Source organism: Nitratireductor sp. GZWM139 (assembly GCF_030068685.1).
GTDB classification, from domain to species: Bacteria; Pseudomonadota; Alphaproteobacteria; order Rhizobiales; family Rhizobiaceae; genus Nitratireductor; species Nitratireductor aquimarinus.
This window is the reverse complement of record NZ_JAMQML010000005.1, coordinates 1-21,008: the sequence shown is the minus strand read 5'-3', so window position 1 is coordinate 21,008 and position 21,008 is coordinate 1. Positions and strand designations below refer to the sequence as shown.

General features: G+C 59.5%; 23 protein-coding genes. 21 read left to right on the top strand and 2 right to left on the bottom strand.

Annotated features, from left to right (window positions below; translation table 11 throughout):
* Positions 1-30: 30 nt before the first annotated feature.
* The 14 genes from NDI72_RS07325 to NDI72_RS07260 all read left to right on the top strand — a co-directional run bounded on the left by NDI72_RS07325 (position 31) and on the right by NDI72_RS07260 (position 8,967).
* A complete protein-coding gene (locus tag NDI72_RS07325; RefSeq protein ID WP_283800064.1) occupies positions 31-510 on the top strand; it encodes a helix-turn-helix domain-containing protein in 480 nt (159 codons plus the stop codon).
* Positions 507-2,201 (top strand): terminase large subunit, encoded by a 1,695-nt coding sequence (locus NDI72_RS07320; RefSeq protein ID WP_283800063.1) that lies wholly within the window; start codon positions 507-509, stop codon positions 2,199-2,201. Before NDI72_RS07325 ends, NDI72_RS07320 begins: the two co-directional genes overlap by 4 nt.
* A 9-nt stretch (positions 2,202-2,210) precedes the next feature.
* Complete coding sequence (locus NDI72_RS07315) at positions 2,211-3,479, top strand: phage portal protein (protein WP_283800062.1); 1,269 nt, start codon at positions 2,211-2,213, stop codon at positions 3,477-3,479.
* Positions 3,451-4,317 (top strand): head maturation protease, ClpP-related, encoded by an 867-nt coding sequence (locus tag NDI72_RS07310; RefSeq protein ID WP_283800061.1) that lies wholly within the window; start codon positions 3,451-3,453, stop codon positions 4,315-4,317. The genes NDI72_RS07315 and NDI72_RS07310 overlap by 29 nt, the downstream gene beginning before the upstream one ends.
* Positions 4,318-4,331: 14 nt before the next feature.
* A complete protein-coding gene (locus tag NDI72_RS07305) occupies positions 4,332-5,612 on the top strand; it encodes a phage major capsid protein (RefSeq protein WP_283800060.1) in 1,281 nt (426 codons plus the stop codon).
* Positions 5,613-5,674: 62 nt separating this feature from the next.
* Positions 5,675-5,845, top strand: coding sequence for a hypothetical protein (locus NDI72_RS07300; protein ID WP_283800059.1), 171 nt, complete (start codon positions 5,675-5,677; stop codon positions 5,843-5,845).
* Between the two features lie 3 nt (positions 5,846-5,848).
* Positions 5,849-6,430, top strand: coding sequence for a head-tail connector protein (locus NDI72_RS07295; protein WP_283800058.1), 582 nt, complete (start codon positions 5,849-5,851; stop codon positions 6,428-6,430).
* Entirely contained in the window at positions 6,430-6,768 is a 339-nt protein-coding gene (locus NDI72_RS07290) for a head-tail adaptor protein (protein ID WP_283800057.1), read from the top strand. Before NDI72_RS07295 ends, NDI72_RS07290 begins: the two co-directional genes overlap by 1 nt.
* Positions 6,768-7,202, top strand: a complete 435-nt coding sequence (locus NDI72_RS07285; protein ID WP_283800056.1) for an HK97-gp10 family putative phage morphogenesis protein — start codon at positions 6,768-6,770, stop codon at positions 7,200-7,202. Before NDI72_RS07290 ends, NDI72_RS07285 begins: the two co-directional genes overlap by 1 nt.
* Positions 7,199-7,603, top strand: coding sequence for a DUF3168 domain-containing protein (locus NDI72_RS07280; RefSeq protein WP_283800055.1), 405 nt, complete (start codon positions 7,199-7,201; stop codon positions 7,601-7,603). The genes NDI72_RS07285 and NDI72_RS07280 overlap by 4 nt, the downstream gene beginning before the upstream one ends.
* Positions 7,603-7,806: a hypothetical protein gene (locus tag NDI72_RS07275; protein WP_283800054.1), complete on the top strand. Its 204-nt coding sequence runs from the start codon at positions 7,603-7,605 to the stop codon at positions 7,804-7,806. Before NDI72_RS07280 ends, NDI72_RS07275 begins: the two co-directional genes overlap by 1 nt.
* A complete protein-coding gene (locus tag NDI72_RS07270) occupies positions 7,806-8,012 on the top strand; it encodes a hypothetical protein (RefSeq protein WP_283800053.1) in 207 nt (68 codons plus the stop codon). Before NDI72_RS07275 ends, NDI72_RS07270 begins: the two co-directional genes overlap by 1 nt.
* Positions 8,013-8,092: 80 nt before the next feature.
* The gene (locus NDI72_RS07265; protein WP_283800052.1) at positions 8,093-8,548 is read left to right on the top strand and encodes a phage tail tube protein; all 456 of its coding nucleotides are present in this window, start codon (positions 8,093-8,095) and stop codon (positions 8,546-8,548) included.
* Positions 8,548-8,967 carry a gene transfer agent family protein gene (locus NDI72_RS07260; protein WP_283800051.1) on the top strand — a complete coding sequence of 140 codons (420 nt, stop codon included), beginning with the start codon at positions 8,548-8,550 and terminating at the stop codon, positions 8,965-8,967. The genes NDI72_RS07265 and NDI72_RS07260 overlap by 1 nt, the downstream gene beginning before the upstream one ends.
* A 121-nt stretch (positions 8,968-9,088) precedes the next feature.
* Here the strand turns inward: NDI72_RS07260 and NDI72_RS07255 are convergent, their stop codons facing one another.
* Complete coding sequence (locus NDI72_RS07255; protein ID WP_283800050.1) at positions 9,089-9,331, bottom strand: hypothetical protein; 243 nt, start codon at positions 9,329-9,331, stop codon at positions 9,089-9,091.
* A gap of 39 nt (positions 9,332-9,370) precedes the next feature.
* On the opposite strand from NDI72_RS07255, the gene NDI72_RS07250 reads away from it, so the two are divergent.
* The 6 genes from NDI72_RS07250 (at position 9,371) to NDI72_RS07225 (ending at position 17,905) form a co-directional block, all read left to right on the top strand.
* A complete protein-coding gene (locus NDI72_RS07250) occupies positions 9,371-11,497 on the top strand; it encodes a tape measure protein (RefSeq protein ID WP_283800049.1) in 2,127 nt (708 codons plus the stop codon).
* On the top strand, positions 11,497-12,222 hold the full coding sequence (locus NDI72_RS07245; protein ID WP_283800048.1) for a hypothetical protein: 726 nt from the start codon (positions 11,497-11,499) through the stop codon (positions 12,220-12,222). The genes NDI72_RS07250 and NDI72_RS07245 overlap by 1 nt, the downstream gene beginning before the upstream one ends.
* Positions 12,223-12,225: 3 nt before the next feature.
* The gene (locus NDI72_RS07240) at positions 12,226-12,795 is read left to right on the top strand and encodes a transcriptional regulator (RefSeq protein WP_283800047.1); all 570 of its coding nucleotides are present in this window, start codon (positions 12,226-12,228) and stop codon (positions 12,793-12,795) included.
* Entirely contained in the window at positions 12,786-13,202 is a 417-nt protein-coding gene (locus NDI72_RS07235; RefSeq protein ID WP_283800046.1) for a DUF6950 family protein, read from the top strand. The genes NDI72_RS07240 and NDI72_RS07235 overlap by 10 nt, the downstream gene beginning before the upstream one ends.
* Positions 13,199-15,445 carry a phage tail protein gene (locus tag NDI72_RS07230; protein WP_283800045.1) on the top strand — a complete coding sequence of 749 codons (2,247 nt, stop codon included), beginning with the start codon at positions 13,199-13,201 and terminating at the stop codon, positions 15,443-15,445. Before NDI72_RS07235 ends, NDI72_RS07230 begins: the two co-directional genes overlap by 4 nt.
* A gap of 558 nt (positions 15,446-16,003) precedes the next feature.
* Positions 16,004-17,905 carry a right-handed parallel beta-helix repeat-containing protein gene (locus tag NDI72_RS07225; RefSeq protein WP_283800044.1) on the top strand — a complete coding sequence of 634 codons (1,902 nt, stop codon included), beginning with the start codon at positions 16,004-16,006 and terminating at the stop codon, positions 17,903-17,905.
* Here the strand turns inward: NDI72_RS07225 and NDI72_RS07220 are convergent.
* Entirely contained in the window at positions 17,899-19,839 is a 1,941-nt protein-coding gene (locus NDI72_RS07220) for an acyltransferase family protein (protein WP_283800043.1), read from the bottom strand. The two genes, NDI72_RS07225 and NDI72_RS07220, sit on opposite strands and share 7 nt — an antisense overlap.
* Positions 19,840-20,231: 392 nt before the next feature.
* Between NDI72_RS07220 and NDI72_RS07215 the strand changes: the two genes are divergently transcribed.
* The coding region (locus NDI72_RS07215) for a lysozyme family protein (protein ID WP_283800042.1) at positions 20,232-21,008 on the top strand (777 nt) is incomplete at its 3' end.

The following is a 21,008-nucleotide window of genomic DNA, read 5'->3' as shown; positions in this document are numbered from 1 at the left end:
GCGTCCCCCTCATTCGGATATTTTTTTCTCATGGCTCAGGATTTCGACCTGTTCGGAAACCCTCTGGTGACGACCGAGAAAAAGCTTGGTCGACCGGAGCATGAACCGGACGAAGAAAAGATCATATTTGTCATGGTGTTACTGGCATCGGGCGCAACCAATCGTGAAGTTGCGAAAACGCTCGGCCTGTCGGTGCCGACTTTTCGGAAACATTATTTGCACCTGATCAAACATCGCGACCTCTTGCTCGACCGGCTCCAGACGAAGCTGCGGGTGAGCCAGATCAGGCAGGGACTGTCCGGCAACGCGTCTGCGCTGAATGCAGCGCTCGGCATGCTTGAACGCGTCAAGGCCGAGAGCGCCGACCGCACCGTCAAGGCTCGCGGCACCGAGCCAGCGAAGAAGCCCGAGAAGCTGGGCAAGAAGGAGCAGCAGAAGATGGCGGCTCAGAATGTCGGTGGGAAGTATGCACCGCCGGTGCCGCCGAAACTGGTGATCGACAACCGATGACCGCCACCTGGTCGACAGCCTGCCCGGACTGGGAGCAGCGTATCGTCGAGGGGCGGTCGCTGATCCCGTTCGATCCGCTCTACCCGGATGAGGCAGAAGCGGCGCTTCGGGTGTTCAAGTCCCTGAAGATCGTCGATGTGGCCGGGCAGCCCACCTTCGGCGAAGCCTGCGAAGAGTATGTCTTCGATTTCGTTCGGGCGATTTTCGGGGCCTATGACCACACTACAGCCCGCCGGCAGATTGAGGAGTTCTTCCTCCTCATCTCAAAGAAGAACATCAAGAGCACCATGGCGGCCGGCATCATGCTGACCGCGCTCATTCGAAACTGGAGGCATTCGCAGGAACTGCTGATCCTGGCGCCGACGCGTGAGGTTGCCGACAACTCGTTCAATCCGGCCGCAGATATGGTCGAGGCGGATGAAGAGTTGCGCGATCTCCTCCACGTCCAGCGGAACCTGAAAGAGATCACCCACCGCGTGACGAAAGCGGTTCTGAAAGTGGTCTCTGCGGACAGCTCGACATCGGCCGGTAAGAAGGCGGCGTTTGTGCTGGTCGAGGAGTTGTGGCTGTTCGGCAAGAAGGCGAGCGCGAGCGCGATGCTGCAGGAAGCAACAGGCGGGCTCATCTCGCGGCCAGAGGGCTTCGTGATCTACATCTCGACGCAATCGGATGGTCCGCCGGCCGGCGTGTTCAAGGAAAAGCTCGATTACTTTCGCGAAGTGCGCGACGGCAAAATCGATGATCCGCAGAGCCTTCCGGTGCTGTACGAGTTCCCGGAGGATATGGTCAAATCCAAGGCCTATCTGAAGCCCGAGAACTTCTACATCACGAACCCGAACATGGGGCGCTCGGTTCGGCAGGACTGGCTGGAGCGGAAGCTGATCAAGGTTCGCTCGGGCAGCGACGAAGACGGCGACACGATCCAGACGTTTCTCGCTAAGCACCTCAATGTTGAAATCGGCATGAACCTGCGGGCGAACCGCTGGCCGGGTGCCGATGTCTGGCCGCAGCGGGACGATCCGCAGATCACACTGGATTATCTGCTTGCTGAATGTGAGGTGATCGTCGTCGGCCTCGATGGTGGTGGCCTTGATGACCTTTACGGTTTCAGCGCCCTTGGCCGGCGGAAGACCACGAAGGAATGGCTCGCCTGGTCGCGTGCGTGGTGCCACCGCAGTGTGCTTCGCCGCCGCAAGTCGATTGCCCCCATTCTGGAGCAGGCGGCAGCTGATGGCGAGCTGACGATTGTCGATGATGAACTCGACGACATCGCCCAGATGATCGATCTGATCGACCGCATCAATTCGCAGGGCCTTCTTGCGGCGGTGTCAGCCGATCCCGCCGGTCTAGGTGAAATGATTGATGGTCTGGCCGAGATCGGGATCACGCCGGAAAACAACCAGATCATTGGTGCTCCGCAGGGCTACGCGATGATGAACGCGATTAAGACGGCCGAACGGAAGCTGACGAACGGAACCCTTCTGCACTGCGGCTCCAAGCTGATGGCCTGGTGCGTCAGCAATCTGAAGATCGAACCGACGGCGACCGCGATCAGGGCAACCAAGCAGAATGCTGGTGACGCCAAGATCGACCCGGTGATGGCGCTCTTCGACGCGGTGACGGTGATGAGCCGGAACCCGGAAGCGCGCGGACCGTCTGTCTACGAAACACGCGGCTTTCTTGTGATCTGAGGCGGGAACATGAATCTGTTGAACATCTTCCGCCGTTCCGAGCGCGCGGGGCAGAAAGAGCCGTATCACGAGGTCATGAAAGACCTTGCTGCCATGGCTCAGGTGATGGATCCGAACTCACCTGAGTTCAAGGAATGGATGCGGAACGGTGGTGATCTCGGTGTTTCCAAGGTTACCGTCAAGGAAGCGATGCGGAATACAGCGGTTATGCGCTGCATGTCTCTCATCTCGTTTACGATTGGAATGCTTCCACTCCATGTTATCGATGCGGAGACCAAGGAGAAGGCGCGGGAGAACCCATTGTTTTCCCTGCTCCATCACAAGCCTAACGACTGGCAGACCGCGTTCAACTTCAAGCAATACATGCAGCGCAATGCGCTGGCGTACGGTGATGCCTATGCGCTGATCATCCGTTCGATGGGCCGGGTTGTCCGCCTCGTACCGCTTAATCCCAGAATGGTCGAGGTGAAGCAGAATAGGGATTGGTCGGTCGAGTACCGCTACACGCCGAGGAACGGTGAACTGCGCGTCATCAAGCCAGCCGACATGCTGCACGTCTATGCGGACAGCGAGAATGGATTTAGCGGCACTGCCTCGCTGGAGGCTGCGGCACGGGCGATTGAGTTATCGCGCGAGTTGGAGAATGCCCAAGCCAAGTTCTTCAAGAACGGGATGCTTCTCGGTGGCATGTTGAGCCATCCAGAGAAGCTTTCACCGGAAGCATATGAGCGCCTTAAGGCTTCGATGGAGGAAAGATACGCGGGCACAAACAACGCTGGCAGGTGGATCATTGGTGAAGAGGGTATGCAAGCCCATCAGTTCAGCAGCACCGCGAAAGACAGCCAGCAGATTGAAAGCCGATCTTTCCAGATCGAGGAAATTGCGCGCGCTTTCAATGGCGTCCCGCGTCCTTTCCTCAATCTGGACGATACAAGTTGGGGCAGCGGTATCGACGTGCTGGGGCAGATCTTCGTCCGCTACACTCTCAACCCATGGTTCACGGCCTGGGAGCAGGCGGTGAAGCGCTCTTGCATGAGCGATGAGGAAGCGGAGCGGCTTGAGGTCAAGTTCAACGCTGGTGCTCTCCTTCGCGGGTCCATGAAAGATCAGTCTGATTTCTTCGCCAAAGCCCTTGGCTCCGGCGGTCATCAGCCATGGATGGATTGCGAGGAAGTCCGCGACACGATGGACCTACCGAAAAAGGAAATCGCGCCGAACGCTCTGGCGCAAAGCACGGAGACCAACGGCGATGAGCCTGAAGACACTGCCGATAATTGAGGTTCCGAAAGCGTCCGCCATCATGGATTGGGACGCGCCTGATGATGTCATGAGCGCATGGGCGAGCAAGCCCGTTGCTGCTGGATCTGGCGACGATAGCACGATCTCCATTCACGACATCATCGGCGATGAATTCATGGGGGAAGGCTTTTCGACAAAGCGCCTTTCTGCCGCGCTGAGGAGCATCGGCAACCGTGACGTGACGGTCTCGATCAACTCTCCTGGCGGCAGCATGTTCGATGGCATCGCCATGTACAACATGCTTGCTCAGCACCCTGCCAAGGTCACTGTGCAGATCGTCGGCATCGCGGCTTCTGCAGCGTCTGTCATCGCCATGGCGGGCGATGAAATCCAGATGGGTCGTGGCGCTCAGATGATGGTGCATCGGTCGTGGGGTGTCGCCATCGGGAACACCCATGATTTCGCAGAGGCTCAGGCGCTGTTCTCGCAGTTCGATGAGTCCATGGCAGAAATCTACGCCGCCCGCACCGGAATGGGCGATGACGAAATCATGAGCATCATGGAGGGCGAAAGGAAGGCGTCGGACGGGACCTACATGTCGGCCCAGAAGGCTGTCGATATGGGCTTTGCCGACAGCATCTTTGACCCTCCCAAGGATGAAAAGCAGGACAAGGCGAAGGCGGAAAGTGCGCGGTCGGTGAACGCGACCCGCCGTGTTGATGCCCTTCTCGCCAAAGCAGGAATTTCACGCAATGAGCGCCGTAGCCTCATTGGTGAAGTGAAAGGTGGCACGCACGACGCTGCCGCAACCGCCACGCACGACGCTGGTGAACTGAAGGCCAGTCTTTCCAGGCTGGTCGAAACCCTGAAGCTGTAATTCGGAGAAAACCAATGAACAGCATTGTAAACTCGCGCAAGCTGCGCGGGATCGTCGCCGTGCGTGCAGAAGGCCCCGGCGATATCAAGGCCCTGATCGAGGGTGTGAACCGTGGCTTTGAGGAATTCAAGGCAACGATCGATGACCAGCTCAAGGCCAAGGCCGATGTGGTTGTCGATGAGAAGATCGAACGCATCAACGCGGATCTCGGCAAAATGACTGCCGCCATCGATGAGCTGAACGCCAGGCAGGCGCTTGCTTCAACTCCCGCCGGGGAAGGTGAGCAGGACACGCCGGAAATGGCCGAATACAAGGCCAAGTTCAATGCCTATTTCCGCACTGGTGATGGTGAGAGTGAAATTCGTGCGGCGAACAGGTCTGGCGTCATGGCCTCCATGTCTGTCGGCTCTGACCCGGACGGCGGCTATACGGCGCCGGTCGAGTGGGATCGTCAGATCACTGACAAACTCCAGGTCGTTTCGCAGATGCGTCAGTATGCGACCGTCCAGACCGTTCGCGGTCAGGGCTTCCGCCATCTGTACAACTTGCACGGTGCTGGCTCTGGCTGGGTCGGTGAAACCGCTGGCCGTCCTGAGACCAACACGGCGCAGTTCGGTGCGTATGAGTTCGCCTTCGGTGAGGTCTACGCGAATCCGGCCCTGACGCAGCAGATCCTCGATGACTCCGAGATCGACATTGCCGCATGGCACGCCTCGGAAGTTCAGCTGGAGTTTGCCACGCAGGAAGGTACGGCCTTCGTCAATGGCAACGGCACCAACCGCCCCAAGGGCGTGCTGATGTACGACGCGACGACCGAAGGCGGTCTTCCGGCCAATCAGCAGCATCCGCTCGGACCGGTTCAGGATGTCAACTCCGGTGATGCCGCTCTGCTGACGGCGGATGGTCTGGTTGATCTCGTCTACGGCATTCCGAGCGAGCGCGTCACGCCGAACTCGGCGTTCTACGCCAACCGCGCCACGCATGCCGTCATCCGCAAAATGAAGGATGGCCAGAACAACTACCTCTGGCAGCCGCCTTTCCAGGCAGGTCAGCCGGCGCAGGTTCTGGGCTATGCGGCCCGTGAACTGGCCGGCATGCCCGATGTCGCAGCGAATGCGCGCCCGGTCATCTTCGGTGACATGGCGATGGCCTATCGCATCTTCGACCGTGCCGGGGTTCGTGTTCTCCGCGATCCGTACACCAACAAGCCCTATGTGATGTTCTACACCACGAAGCGGGTTGGCGGTGGTCTCTGGAACCCGGAATACATCCGTTACCAGCAGGTCGCAGCCTAACGGTTGGCTTTGCAGTGGGGCGGCTTCGGTCGCCCCGTCACAAAACCAACTGGAGCGAACCCATGAAATTCACCAAGCCTTTCAAGGGTGCCACTGGCGGCAACTCTTACCCGCAGGACTTCAAGGTCGGCGACGAATGTCCAGATGATCTTCTGGTCGCGGCCATGAAGGCGAATGCCGTCTCTGACGAAAAGCCAAAGGCCGTATCGAAGGCCAAGGCTGACAAGGAATAATCCATGAAGCCCGTCCGAGTCACAGCTCCCGCCGACGCCCCCGTTTCGCTTGCCGAACTGAAGCAGCAGACGCGGGTGGACTTCTCAGACGATGACACGATCCTGCAAGCGTATCTGGATGCGGCCGTCGATCATCTGGACGGTTGGACGGGGATCCTCGGTCGGGCGATGATCAATCAGGACTGGCGCATTGATCTTATGTGCTGGCCCGCCGGTGGTATTGTCCTGCCGTTCGGTGATGTGTCCGATGCAGACATCACATACATCGATCCCGATGAGAACGAACTGGTTCTTGGTCGTGGTGAATATGAGGTGGTGGAGACTGCGACTGGATCGATGATCCGTTTTCGCGACAGCTTCTCCCGGCCAGCTCTGTTCGATGATGTCTCGGATGCGGTGCAGGTTACGTTCACCACGGGGTTCGGCCCTGCCGCAACTGATGTTCCCTCGGCCCTGCGTGTCGCCATCATGCTCCTTGCCGCTCATTGGTACGAGCACCGCGAAGGGGCTGAGGGCACGAAGATTGAAAGCGTGCCTTTGTCCGTCGACAGGCTGATCACGCCTTATCGAAGGGTGTTCTTCTGATGGCCGCTGGAAAGCTGATTGAGCGGGTAACGTTTCGCAGTCCTGCTGAGCCGGTCTCAGATGGGCAGGGCGGCATAGTCGATGGCTGGAACGATGAGTTCACCTATCGCGCCGGCTATCAACGTCTCCGCGGTTCCGAGACGGTTCAGGCGGCGCGGCTTGCCGGTCGCCAGCCGACCGTGATCACCGTGCGCTCCAGCGCCGACTCCCGTCGCGTCGATACCGGCTGGTCAATCGTGGATACCCGCACTGGCGAGACGTTCAATATCCGGTCGCGCGAGATCACGTCGGACCGGCAGTACGTCCAGTTCCTCGCCGAGAGTGGAGTGGCTGTCTGATGGTGCAGGGGCTGAAGTCGCTCAATCGCAAGCTGACAAAGACGATCCCGGATCGCGTCAGGGTGAAGACGCGGGCGGCGCTGGAGAAGGGTGCCGAGGAGATCGTTGCGATGATGAAGTCGCTTGTCCCGGTGGACAGCGGCGCGCTTCGTGACAGCATTGGCTGGACCTGGGGGGCAGCGCCGGAAGGTTCGATCACCCTCGGGACCGTTCGTCAGTCGAAGGACGGTGATGAGGCAATCACGATCTACGCCGGAACGCGCAACAAGAACCTTGGCGACAAGGACGCCTTCTATGTCCGGTTTGTCGAGTTCGGGACGCAGAACATGCCGCCTTCGCCGTTCTTCTATCCGGCCTACCGAACCCTGAAGCGCCGGGTGAAAGGCCGCGTTACCCGCGAGATGAAAAAGGCGATCAAGGAAGGTGCGAAGTGACGGCTTCCAACGAACTACAGGCCCTGATCCATGGTCGCCTTGTCGCTGACGCAGGCGTCCACGCGATTTGCGCTGATCGGATCTATGACGCGCCAACCACGCGCGCTGTCTTCCCATACGTCTCATTCGGCCCGTCTGATGTGGTCGAGGATGATGCGGAATGCATCACGGGGCGCACAGAGACCATCCAGCTTGATTGCTGGTCCCGGACCTCCGGGAAGTTCAAAGAGGTGAAGACCCTCGCTGATGCCGTGAAGAAGGCGCTGCATAAGTATGACGGGGCGCTCACCGTCAACGCGCTGGTTCAGATGCGCGTGCTCGGCATCCGCTTTTTCAAAGACCCCGACAACCTCACGACACATGGCGTGGTGACGGTCGAGGCAATGATCGAGGAAAGCTGATGGAACGTTGGCAGGGCGCGCAATGGATTCTTGCAACGCTCCTCGCGTCGAAGGTCTTCTTGGGTCCGCTTCTTCGCATGGCCCTTTTGGGGCAGGGCGGCGTAGCGAAAACCACATGGACCGAATTCTGGGGCCGTTGGATCGGGCGGCGCTTGATGGATAGCGGTCTGGTCGCACTGCTCATCTGGGGAGGGTTCTTCTGATGCCATGGGCTGTCTTCCATCGCACCTTCAATTTCGATTTCCGGCCTGACGCTGCCGTGTGTCAGGAGATATTGCCCGGCGAAGACCCGCAGGAGTTTCCTGCAAAGGTCATCAATGCAGCCGTGGCGGCCGGCGCGGCCGAGCGGGTGACAAGCCCGAGGCCGGAACAGAAACGCGCCTACAAGCGCGCCAAGCGGGCGGGATAACGCCCATCACCTGAGAACGGGCAGGACGCCCATCACCGTGGCTGGTTTGCGACCGGCCCATTCCCGCATGGAGCAACACAATGACTGCTGTAACTGCAAAATTCGAACAGATGATCTTGGAGATCGAGACCACGCCGGAAAGCGGCACCTATGCTGCGCTCTGTGGTCTCACGGATGTCACCATCAACCGCACGTCGAACATCGACACAACTGAGGTGCCGAACTGTAACGACGAGAGCCTGCCGCTCAGCATCGAACGTGCTGTGCGCTCTCAGGAGGTCACCATCTCGGCCACCGGCGTCTGGGCGCTCCAGAGCCATGAAACAATCATGGGCTGGTGGTATGGCGGTTCCACGCTGAATATTCGCCTGCGCAACGCCAAGGTGGAGGCTGACGGCGCAACGGGTGACACCGAGACCGAAGCTGGCCCCGCCCTACTGGTGAGCCTGAACAACTCCCGCACAAAGGGCCAGAAGGTCACCGCCGAGCTTGAGATCAACTTCGACGGTGTGCCGACCCGGACGGCGAAGGTCTAATGGCGCGCGGCGTCGAGATCACTTGGGCAGGTGGTGAGCATGAATTCCTGCTCACCATCGAGCTTCTGCGAGCGCTTCAGGAGAAGTGCGATGCCGGCCCGGCTCATGTTCTGAACCGGCTCTCATCCGCGCGCTGGCACGTTGACGATGTGATCCAGCCGATCCGCCTTGGTCTCGAAGGCGGCGGCATGTCGAAGGAAGAAGCCCGCAAGCTGGTCAAGCTCCATGTCGAGGATGAGCCGCTTTCGCTCTCGGTGATTACCGCTCAGGCCGTTCTCGCCTCTGCCCTGTTCGGCACACAGGATGACGAAGTGGGGGAATTGGAGGCGGGGGAGGCGGACCAGAGCGCGAACCTCTCCCGCGCGGAAAATGGCGCTTCTCCGGCTTCTATCAGTGGCGGGGAAAGCTCGGAGACATAGGGGTTCTGACCCTATGGGAATTCATGGCCGCCCGTGACGGCATCATGCTTGAGCATGGGGCCAAGCCGAAGGGCGGCGATATCTCCGACGACGACCTGGCTGATATGGGCATTGCGGGCTTTTAGTCTGCGAAGATGCTCTCGGGCAGGCACGTGATCGAGCCAAGACCGAGGGTTTCATTGTGAATGCCAAGCGCATTTGAAATGCGCTTCCGGTCTCTTTTCATTGCTTCGCATTCGTCCTTCTTCAAGCCTCTGGCGATTTCCTTTTCAGCGTTCCCGAGTGCGTGGATAAGCCGATAGGTATCGGCGTGCGCAGCGTTGGTAGTGACGAGTATGGTCAGGCTAGCGATGACGGTTTTCAACGAGTTTCTCCGACGTATAAACGAATCTGAGGTTGCCAAATGGCGGTTGATGTTGAACGCCTCATCGTAAGACTTGAAGCGAGCCAAGCAAAATTTGAGAAGCAGCTCGCAAAGGCGAACCAGACTGCGAACAAGCGTGCCCGCTCGATTGAGACGCGCTTCAACAGGATGAACAAGAACCTTTCGCGGGGCTTCTCTGGGATTGGTGCGTCCATCGCGAAGGCGCTTGCTGTCGCAGGCGGCATCCGGGGGATGCAATCGCTCCTGGACAGTGCAACGCGCATCGACAACGCGCTGAAAGTGGCGGGGTTGTCTGGCGCTGAATTGGAGAAGGTCTATGACCGGCTCCGCGATAGCGCGATTAGAAACGCCGCGCCGCTCGAAACGCTCGTCACGCTTTATGGCAGAGCGGCGCTCGTTCAGAAGGAATTGAACGTCTCCCAAGAGGAGATGTTGAACTTCACCGACAAGATTGCGCTCGCGCTTCGCGTCTCCGGACAATCGGCGGCTGAATCTTCTGGTGCACTGCTCCAGCTCTCCCAGGCGCTTGGTTCTGGTGTCGTGAGGGCTGAGGAATTCAACTCCATCCTTGAAGGTGCGCTGCCGATTGCGCAGGCGGCGGCTGCCGGTCTCAAAGAGGCTGGTGGTTCTGTCTCCAAGCTGCGCCAGCTCGTTGTGGATGGAAAGATTTCGTCAGAGGCATTCTTCCGGGCGTTTGAGGCTGGCAGCGTCATCCTCGAAGAGAAGGTTGCCGACGCGACACTCACGACCAGTCAGGGATTGGAGAACGTCCGCACCGCTGCGATTGATGCGGCCCGCGACTTCGCCAAAGGCTCTCTGGCCGCAGATGGTCTTGGTGCGGCATTCCAGACGATGGCTGATGCCATCAACGGGATCGATTTCGAAGCGTTCGGCGAGGAAGTGCGCAAGATCCTTGGTTGGCTCAATGATCTGCGTGCAGGTATCGAGTGGGTCCAGAACCTTGTCCCGTCCATCGGGGCTGCGCTTGGTACTGACAGGATTGGTGAGGTGCTGACTGGTGGCGCAGTCTCCAAGGACTTCCTAGGCGGCGCGTTCACCGTCAAATCTTCGCGGGCTCTCCAGTCACGGATCGACAATGCCTTTGCGCAGACCGTCGAAACTGCCGGGTCGGTTTCCGAAGCTGCCATCAAGGAGTGGTACGAAAAGAGCCAGGCTGGCGCCGGTGTCTCGTTGCCTGATAGTGGGCCGATCCCCGGCGCGCGCCCGGACAGCAAACCACGCACGGTTTCCCTTGGTGATTTCGATTTGCCGAGCACTGGTGGACGTGGCGGCGGCGGCGGTGGTGGTCGGCGGGGCGGTCGACAGAACGATCTCCAGCGTGAGATCGAGCAGATCAGGGAGCGCACCGCTTCCATTCAGGCGATGACGGCCGCGCAGGCCACGGTTAATCCTCTGATCGATGATTACGGCTTCGCCCTTGAGCGCGCTACGGCCATTGCCGAACTGGAGAATGCGGCCAAGAAGGCGGGGCTTGAGATCACGCCACAGCTTTCCGAGCAGATCCGCCAGCTTGCCACTGCCTACGCCACGGCCACGGTGGAATCCGAGAAGCTGGCAGAGTCGCAGGACAATGCACGGCAGCAGGCCGACGATCTGAAAGACCTGGGCAAAGATGTGCTGGGCGGCTTCATCAATGATCTGCGCAATGGCGTTGATGCTGCCGAAGCGCTGGAGGGTGCGCTCCAAAAGGTTGCGGACAAACTGCTGGACATGGCGCTGAACAATCTGATCGCCGGTCTATTCGGTGGCGGTTTCGGTGGTGGCGGGCTTCTGAGCCTTTTCGGCTTTGCCAAGGGCGGCATTGCCGCGCACGGCAAGCCCCAGCCGCTTCCACGCTTTGCCAAGGGCGGTGTTGCCCGGTCGGCATCGATCTTCGGTGAGGCGGGGCCGGAGGCTGCGGTTCCGCTGCCCGATGGCCGTCGCATCCCTGTGGATCTTCGCGGGCCTTCCGCATCCGGTTCGCGCAGCACTTCCATCAGCATGCCCATCACCATCGATGCGCGGGACGCGAATGCGCCGGCGCTTGCTCGTGTGAATGAGCAGCTGAAGGAAATGCAGCGCAGCCTGCCCAAGCAGATCGACAATCGCATCAACACCCGTGACGTTCGTGGAACGAGGCCCTAATGGCTAGACTGCTTTCATGGCCGAACGGTTTGCGCACGAACATGCGTGAGCCGCTTTCCGGCCCGCGCACGATTGGTGCATCGCAGACGCAATCCATTAGCGGGTTTCTCCAGACCACGGCGAGTCCGTTCGGGCTGTGGCGTTGGCGCTTCGGATTCCCGTCACTGATGCGCGGGCAGATATTCCGGCGCTATCGTGGCCTCGTCACTGCCCTGCATGGCGGGGCCAATGCGGTCGCCGTGCCGTTTTGCGACTGGGATGGGCTGACACGCTCGCAAATGGGGGTGGCGGCGACGGATCAGGAGTGGCGTGACGGGCAGCCGTGGGCGAACGGGCAACCATGGAGCAATGGCCAGAACTGGGGCTCGACCCCGCCCGTGGTGGCGGTATCGGCTGCGATGTCGAAGGGCGGCACGGTTGTCTCCCTCGATAGCGCGTTCTGGGGCCACGGCCTCGATATTGGCGACATGTTCGGGTTCTTCCCGTTCCATCTCGGGAAATACATGGTCACCGAGGTTCTTGCTCCCGGTCGGTATCGTGTCTGGCCGCCGCTGCGGAAAGACATCTCGCCTGATGACTTTGCCACCCTTCGCCCCGTGATCGCGATGCGGCTGGAAGGCGAGGAAGCTGCGACCGCCGCCCGTGATGCCGCATTCGGCATCAACCTCTCCATGACGCTTGTCGAAGTGCTCGATTACGACGTGCGCAAGTATTTCGCGGATTGATCAATGGCAGAGTTCACGCAAGCGGACATGGACTGGCTGTCCGGTCCCCATGTCACGCGCGCCTGGTTCGGCGAGTTCGATCTCCCGACCGGCATTCACTACCTGCACAATGGTGTCGGTGAGGTCGAGGTCGAGGGGCAGACATATGTTGGCGTGACCGATCCGGTCGGTGGCCTGCTGGTCGGTATTTCCGCCGTCGAGGATCCGCGCTTCGGGCAGGCGGCCAAGGTCGACATCATCCTGAGCGGCGTCAATGTCGAGTTCTTCAAGAGCGTGAAGCGGGATGCGCGCGCCATCGAAGGCAGATCGGCCACGCTGCGCTTCGGGGCATTCGATCCCGAGACGGGACAGATCAAGCTCTTCAAGAGCATGTTCCCCGGCAAGATGTCCGCACCGACGCTGCACCGGCAGGGCGTGGGCACCCGCTATGTGGGGCTGACGGTCGAGTCTTTCTGGGAGGCTCAGAACTTTCCCTTTGGCGGGAAGTGGAACGATGCCGACCAGCGCCGGCGCTATCCCGGCGACAAGGGGCTCCAGTTCGTCGGCGTGAAGGTGGCCGAGAAATGGAACTGACCATGGGCCGCGCAAACCGCCTGCGGGCTTTCCTGACGCGCTTTGAGGGCGCTCCGGTGGTCTGGGGCGAAAGTGACTGTTCCGCCGCTCCTGCGCTGTGGTGGTCGGAAGAAACGGGCAAGCAGATCGACTTGCCCCAATACTCTTCAAGAGATGAGGCGCACGCAATTATCCAGCGCATGGGCGGGCTCCTGGCGGTGTGGGATGACATTGCCGCGCAGGCGGGCGGCATGGAGCGCATCGGCGAGCCGGAAATCGGTGATGTCGGCATCATCGAGACGCGCCTTCACGGCCAGGTCGGCGGCATTCTCGGCGCCGGCCGCATCCTCATCATTCGCAAAGACAGTGGCGGCTGGCATCCCTTCGGGCCGGTGCGCCAGTTTCTGAGGGTCTACGAGACACCATGAAGCTCTGGAAATTCCTTCTCAGCGCCGGTGGATCCTACCTGGCGATGACGGCGCACGCCTCGGCGGACCCGATCAGCATCGGCTTCTTTCTGTTTGCCGGACCGCTTGGTGCTGCCTTCTCGTTTGGCGCGTTGGTGACAGCCGCGCAGATCGGTCTCTACGCCATCGGCATCGGCGCTTCGCTTCTGGTTTCGTCGGCCCTGTCCAAGAGCCAGAAGATTGACCCCGGCCAATACAAGAACACGTTTGAGATTTCGCCTGAAGGATCCGAGATCAACGCCATTGGCCGCTGCCGTCTCGGCGGTGTCCGCACCTTCGGCAACACGAGGAACAGGGACAGATTTCGCCTGACCTGCCACGCCAAGGGGCCGATGGTTGCCATCGAGGAGTACTTTCTCGGCGGGCGCGAGGTGGTGGTCGATAGCGACACGGGCTATGTGTCGTCACCGCCGTTTGCGAAGTCCGGCGGCTCCTGGGTGACCTTCAAGACCAAGGTTGGCGACGGGACCGAAACGGCGTGGCCTGAACTGGTCAGCTCTTTCCCGACCACATGGACCTCTGCGCATCGCGTTCGTGGCATCGCGCAGTCTCTGGTCAAATACGTCTCCCCCGGCATCTACACCGAAAAGTTCGGCCAGCTCTACAACCAGGGTGAACCGGAAAGCGCGACCACTGCCCGGTGGAATGTCGTCTATGACCCGCGAGAGGTCGGGGCGCACAAGGACAACGACGCCACATGGGTGTGGTCGATGAACGGGCCGCTTTGCGCTGCCCGCATCATGCTCTCCTACCCTGATCTGACGGCCGACAGCTTCGATTGGGATTTCATTGCGGCGGAAGCTGACAAGGCCGATGCGATGGTTCCAACCCTGACCGGAACGGAACCGCGTTCGCAATGCTCTGGTGTGTGGCTTTCTGAGGCCAAGCGCGGCGACACCATGAAGCAGGTGCTGGAAAGCATCGGGTGCGAGGTGACGCTGAGCGATGCGGGGCTGGTTCGCATCGGGCTCATCGATGACGCACCCACGGCTGACATGACGCTGACCGACGATCACATCACCAGCTATTCGTGGCGGTCTGGCCCGGAAGCTGCCGAGCGCCCGAACATCTGCCGCATCTCCTACTACTCGCCCGAGCGTGGGTATGAGATGGGCGAGATCGACATGACCGGCATTGGGTGGGCGCGCGTGCAGGATGAGATCGATCGGTATGGCGAGAAGATCTACGATATCGAACTTCCATTCTGTCCATCGGCCAGCCAGGCGCAGCGCATTGCGCGGCGTCTCTTCCTGCAGGCGCGTGGCGACACCGGCGTGGTGCAGAGCAACATGGCGGGGCTTGCGCTGTGGGGCAGGGACTACGCCAACATCACGCTCTCCGACATCGAGGAAACCCCGGTCTGCAAGATCGCCCCGCCTCGCGTTGATGATGAGCGCGGGCAGGTGGATATTCCATTCACGGTCTGGCCGCAGGAGTTGATTGACAGCCCGTGGAACCCGGCGACGATGGAAGCCGCAGCACCAGAGCAGCTTCCGAACCTGCAATATGAAAGTGATCTGGACACGCCGGCCGCGCCCACGCGCGCGGTGGTGGTGCAGGTTCCGGGCGGCGCGTGGGAAACCCGCGTCCAATACGGCACTGTGAGCGGCGGGACACTCGCAGAGGCGAACTTCCGCACCTATACGGGCGGGTTGCCGGATCCGTGGCAGGGCATGGCGGAATGGGACAATCACGTGCCGGGAGGTGATCCTATCCCGCCGCCTTCGCCTGCCGACCGCTGGTATGCGCGGGACTATGAAGATACGCGCGGGGCAAAGTGCGACTTCCGGGTGCGCTGGTACAATGGGGATGGCGAGGCGTCCTATCCATCCGAATATCTGACGGTCGATCCCATGGCAGTCGACAACAGTCTGCCCAATGTGCCGTATCAGGACATCGAATACGAAGACAGTGGTGTTACCAGCGAAAACCGGACATTCACCATCACGTCGTCACCCCACAAGGATGACATTCAGGTTGCGCGGATGGTGGTGACCTGGAGCGCCATCGGCACCCCATCAGGCAGTGGGACGCTCTATGATGGTGTCGGTCGGCCGCTTCAGGAGCAGGTCGGCAGTTTCGAAATCGGAAAGCCGGGGCAGGGGCGCGCCCACACCATCACCATCACGACGACGGTTTACACCACCGATGGCACCAGCCGACAGAAGGTGAACACCTACAATTTCGAAGGCCCGCCGCCATAGGCCGGCGCTGAACTCCTCAATTTGAACCCTTCCAGCCGCCCCGGCCCGCGCGCCTCGGTCGGCGAAGCATGCGAGGAAGACATGACCGAAGAAGAGTTTCTTGATCTTGCCCACGCGGCCCCAGATAACTGGACCTATGTGGCGAACGGATACGCCTTCAAGGATGATGATGGCGAAATCCGAATGGCCGTGCAGGAAGAAGTCATTCACGACGCGGATGGTCGACTGATCGCTTCGCTTCCGCAACAGCCTCCGCTAATCGCGGACATTGGATGCCCTTGGCGTTCGGGTCTCCTCGGTGAGCGCAGCCAGCGACGCCTCCAAGACCCGAGACCACCTGTAGGGTGCCCGCAAGCGTCCAATTCCCGATCCGAACACGGCAGTCCGGGCACACCACTTGGTTCTGTCTGAGTCAATCCATTTTCCCCTCCCTGTCTAGCGCCTCCAAGTGAAGCAGAGGCTCTACCGGGAGTCGAGACCACACCCATCGTGAACTGATCCGCCCCGCGCAGTGCATCTGCCCGGCCGGCGAAGCCTATCCAAAATCGGAGATACTTGATGTCGATCTTTTCCAAGCTCGGCGCGCTCATCTTTGCGCCTACGGATGCAGCCGGCAACCCGCGCCAGGTCATCAATCATGATGCTCAGGTGTGGTCGACAGAGGTTGAGCGCATCGTTCAGGTGGCACTCGAGGGCGGCGATCTGCTGGTCTATGGCAGTCTTTCCGCATTGAATGCCGACCTTGACCATGCAGCAAATACCGGCGCTATCCTGATCGGCGAGAGCATTGCCGACGATGGCCTCTACATGAAGCAGGGCGCGTCCGGCTCGGGCTCGTGGGTGAAGATCGGCAACGTTCCGGGGCAGGGCTTCGTCAGGGCCACGAATGCCGGGGCAGGAACGCCGAACACAATTGCGGCCACCACGCCTGTGGCCGTGAACGAAACGCAGCTCATCCTTCTGCCTATTACCGCCGCGAACACGGCTTCGCCCGTGACCGTGGCGTTCAATGGTGGGGTAGCGCTGACGGTGAAGACCGTCTCGGGCAATGATGTGGCTGTCGGCGGGCTTCCTGCGGGCTCGGTCATGCTGGGTGTTGTGCAGGGCGGAGATTTCCGTTTGCTGTCCGATCAGGCCTCGGCCGCGATTGTAGCCGCAGCAGAAGCTGCAGCAAGCCGGTCGGAAGCGGCTGCTTCCGTTGCCTCTGGATCCATGACCACCGTCATTGATCCGCAATTTTCAAACGTTGCAACGGCACGAGCGTTCGCGCCAGCAGTCGCGCCGGAATACATTAGGACCGCTGGCTTGGTCCTAGCTGGCGACGGAAGAGGTGCGCTTTACAGGTTAGTTGCGGCCGAGCCAACTCATGCCAGGAAGTTTCCTATCACGCTTGCAGATGGTGTGACCGTCAAATGGTATGAGGCTGCACAGATGACCGGTGTCCCGACCGGCGGATTCATTGGTGACACGCTTATCAAGAATAGCGACGCAGATGGTGACTATCTATGGGTGCCCCGTGCTCTGTCATCAACAACGTACCGCATTCCAGAGGATTACCCAACGCTGCAGACGGCGTTCAACGAACTGGGAGGCTTGCCCAAGCGGACGGGAGCAGTAATCACCATTCGGATTTCATCTGGGCATCTGCTTATCTCTGGTCTTCGTTTGTCGCGTGGGGATTACAGCCATTTTCGGATCACATCAGAGTCGGGAGATATTCTTCTGAGTCCTGCTTTCCCAGCTATGAGTCACATCTTCTATGGAGACAAGGGGTGCGTTATGCCCTCTCTTGAGTGTCTTATTGACGCGGAAGGCCGAGGCAGGACCGGTATTTATCTCGATACAGGAGCCTCAATGCTTATCGACGCTGGAGCAGGCGTTATTCGGGCTGGATATTTTGGTCTTCTCGCAAATCGAGCTTCCAAAGCTGTGGCGAACGGCACTAATTTTCGGTACGCAGGATCGTCGGGCTCTACGGAAGCGTTGGTTGATGCGACAGGTATTTCTGCGCGGCGAGGATCAATCATTCACGCGGATGACTCTGACGTTCGCGATGCTGTGAAGTATGGCGTTTCATCTTCGCAGGTCTCACAGTTGAGCTTCAATAATGGTCGAGCAGCATCATGTGGCTCGTATGGTATTCGAGCTGAAGAGGGCGCTGTGATCGATTGCTGGGGCGCGCAAGCGCGTGATGCGGGGATTGCCGGGATCTACGCTTGGCAGGGTGCCGTGATTAATGCGCGCCACGCTGATGTGGCGAAAAACGCTCAGGCATCGACGCGGCGCGGTTTCTACGCGGCGGAAGGATCGCATATTAACGCACACAATGGTATCGCGAATGCTGTGCTCGACTTTGGGTTCGAAGTCGTGACCGGATCAACAATCAACGCTAGTGGCGGCCTTGGTACGCTGAGTCAAAATGCGAATGCGATCACCGCAGCTGGCATCATTTATCAATAACTAACGGTCGACTTGATGAAGTCGACCATCTTCAACCCTTCGCTGGAGCCGACAAAGCGCTCGCCAATTTTGCGGCTGCCTTCAGCGCTCAGGTGACTTCTGTCAAAATAGAGCGCTGTTCCGTCTTCATGGAATGCTGGACACGTTCGGTCGTCGCAAATGCTTGAGCGAAGGCTCAGGAACGATGTGTTTGGTATTTCTTTCGCGATTGTTTTTAGATCTGAGATGAAATCGGGAATTGTGTTCAATCCGCCAAGACGGGTGCAATCCAAAGCATTGATCTTCAGCATCTTTCGACCGCATCGACCATCCACGTGCGGTTGTGCTGGAACCGTGTCTATCAATACCACTTGCGTCCCATTTGCGGTGAGTGCTGTGACGAAAGCCTTTAGATCGCCAGCCAAGTCGCCTCCGCTTCTGGTAGCCCGTTTGTCGTAGACGCCCCAAGCTGCGGCCAAGAAGATCAGGTCATATTGCATGAGATCACTTGCAACGACTTGTTGCGAGTCGACACACGGCTGAAGGTACCGTCCCGTGACATATGGTGAAGGGTCTGAATTGAGCGGTACACACCCTGAGTGTGCATAGTTTCTGAACGGGACACCTGCTTCTCTGGCGAGCGCTGCGATCACGCCAATGTAATGCGTGGCGTTGGAGTCACCATAAAGAAGTACGCGGGGTTCGCCAACTCCAATCACGCAACCGTCGCCTTCTGTGTCGGTTACTCGAATGGCAGACCGTTGGCACGTTTGGGCGATTGAGAAGGCCGCTCTTGCTTCCGGTAAATTTGCGAGCCTTTTAGGGTAATCCGTATAGCGATAAGGCCCGTAGCCATCAGTCGTAACAAGTCCAACTACGATCAGAGCGAGTGTGGCCGTCGGCATAACCGCGAACCGAATGAAACTTTTTCGGAAAGAGAATGCCGCATGGCGGAAGGGCAGTTCTACGAGAAAATAGCTGGCGACGGCGAGGCTTGTCATGACAATGAACGCGATGACCTGCTGGAGCGCATCTAACTCTCCATAGAAGTATCGCAGGAAGGCGAGTACCGGCCAATGCCACAGATAGAGGGAATAGGAGATTAGCCCTACGAACCTCAAAGGCCTGACCGAAAGGGCTGTCGAGAATGGCGTGGTGTGGACGCCCGAAGCCAAAATCGCCGCCGCGCCGATGGTTACAGGAACGGCGTTAAGGCCAGGGAAGGGCGAAGAGCCAGCAAGAAGGAACGCGCTTCCAAACACGAGTAGCAGGCCGGACGGTGCGAGAAGCATGGCCGCGAGACGGCTTATCTGCGGCATGAATACGAGAGTTCCGCCGGCTGCGAGCTGAAACGCTCGGCTGGGCAACATGTAGTAGGCCCATTCAAATTGCTCATGGCGCAACTGCCATTCGCCGAAAGCCAAGCTCGCCACTATGAGGGATGCAAGGGCAGTTAAAAGCCAGCGCGCTCGACCGAGAAGGAAGATCAAAAAGACCGGCCATAGGAAATAGAACTGCTCTTCGACGCCGAGCGACCACATATGCAAAAGCGGAATGGTAGCGCTGTCTGCGGCAAAATAGCTTGTATCGAGAAAATACGTGAAGAAGATATTAGCGCCGGATAGGGCCGTAGCAAGCGAAGACAAGGCCAGCTGGTTCACATCCTCCGGCAACAACAATAGCGTGCCGGCAATGAGCGTCACAAAAGTGACGGTGAACATGGCAGGGAGTATGCGCCGAATTCTCCGTCGGTAGAATTCCGAGAAAGTGAATGTGCCTCGTTGATAGTCCCTCAGGATATTTCCGGTAATAAGATAGCCGGATATAACGAAGAACACATCCACGCCGACGAAGCCGCCAGGGATAAGGTTTTCGTTGATATGAAAGATCACCACGAGAAGGACGGCCAACGCACGAATGCCGTCGATGTCGGTCCTATAACCTGACTTCTGCAATTGGTTTCCCCCGAACAGGCTTATTCGGCCGATCTGATTGCAGAATTTCCATGAGTACGCAACCAACTCGCGCGCTTGCAGCCGACTGAATATTCAGTGTCCGATAAAATGCTACCTTGCGGCTACACGCATCTTTGCGAATGACGGAGAGGGCGCTAGGTGGAGCCGACGAGCGAGGGCGTACTAATTCACGTCTTCAAGCTTGGGGCTCCAAGGGCGATTATCTCGCTCGACGGCAATCCAAGGTAGCAAAATGATGTGATCGCACCATTGGTGTGATCACGTAATCTTGGTGCCGCTGCGCAACTGAACCTACCCACAATCTGAAAGTTTCTGCCGTGCCTTCCGGGCGCGGCGCTTTCGTATGGACTCATCACCAGAAAGGAAACGACATGGACAAGTATCGCGTCTATCGACCGGTGCTCGATCTCCTTGGCCATTCCGAGGGGACGGACAGGGGCGACGGCTACAACGAAACGCTCGGCTACGGCATTATGCTCGATGGGCGCGTGTCCAAGGGCAAGGGCACCGATGTCATCCTGACCGCGATGACGCTGGATCAGGTCGACAAGCTGCAAACCCGGATGCTCAAGGATCCGGACAACAGCCGGCTGAACTCCTCGGCCTGCGGGCGCTACCAGATCGTGCGGACCACGATGCGGGCGATCCGCAAGGCGCTCGGCCTGACCGGCGCGGAACTGTTCGATGAAGACATGCAGGACCGGATGGCCTGCTATCTGCTCGGACTGCGGGGCATCGACAAATGGCTCGCCGGCCGGCTGCACCTCAACACCCTGCTGCTCAACCTGGCGAAGGAGTGGGCCAGCCTGCCGACGCCGGAGGGCAGGGGCTATTATGGCGGGCAGCGGGCCTCTGTCTCCGTGGATGAGGTTAAGCGGGTGCTCTCTCGCGTTCGCTCCCTGCATCTGGAAGGGCAGCCCAAGCAGATCGAGAAGGTGCCGGTACCGCGCCCGACCGTTCCCGAAGAGGTCGAGCAGAAGGTGAAGGAGAAATCCGGCTTCTGGCAGTGGCTGACCGGGCTGCTCGGTTCCGGCGCGCTTGGTCTGGGCTGGTTGACCGGCATGGATTGGAAGGCCATTGCGGCCGGCGGCGGCGTGCTGGTGGTGGTCATCCTCGTTCTGGTGATCCTGCGGTCGCAGATCGTGGCG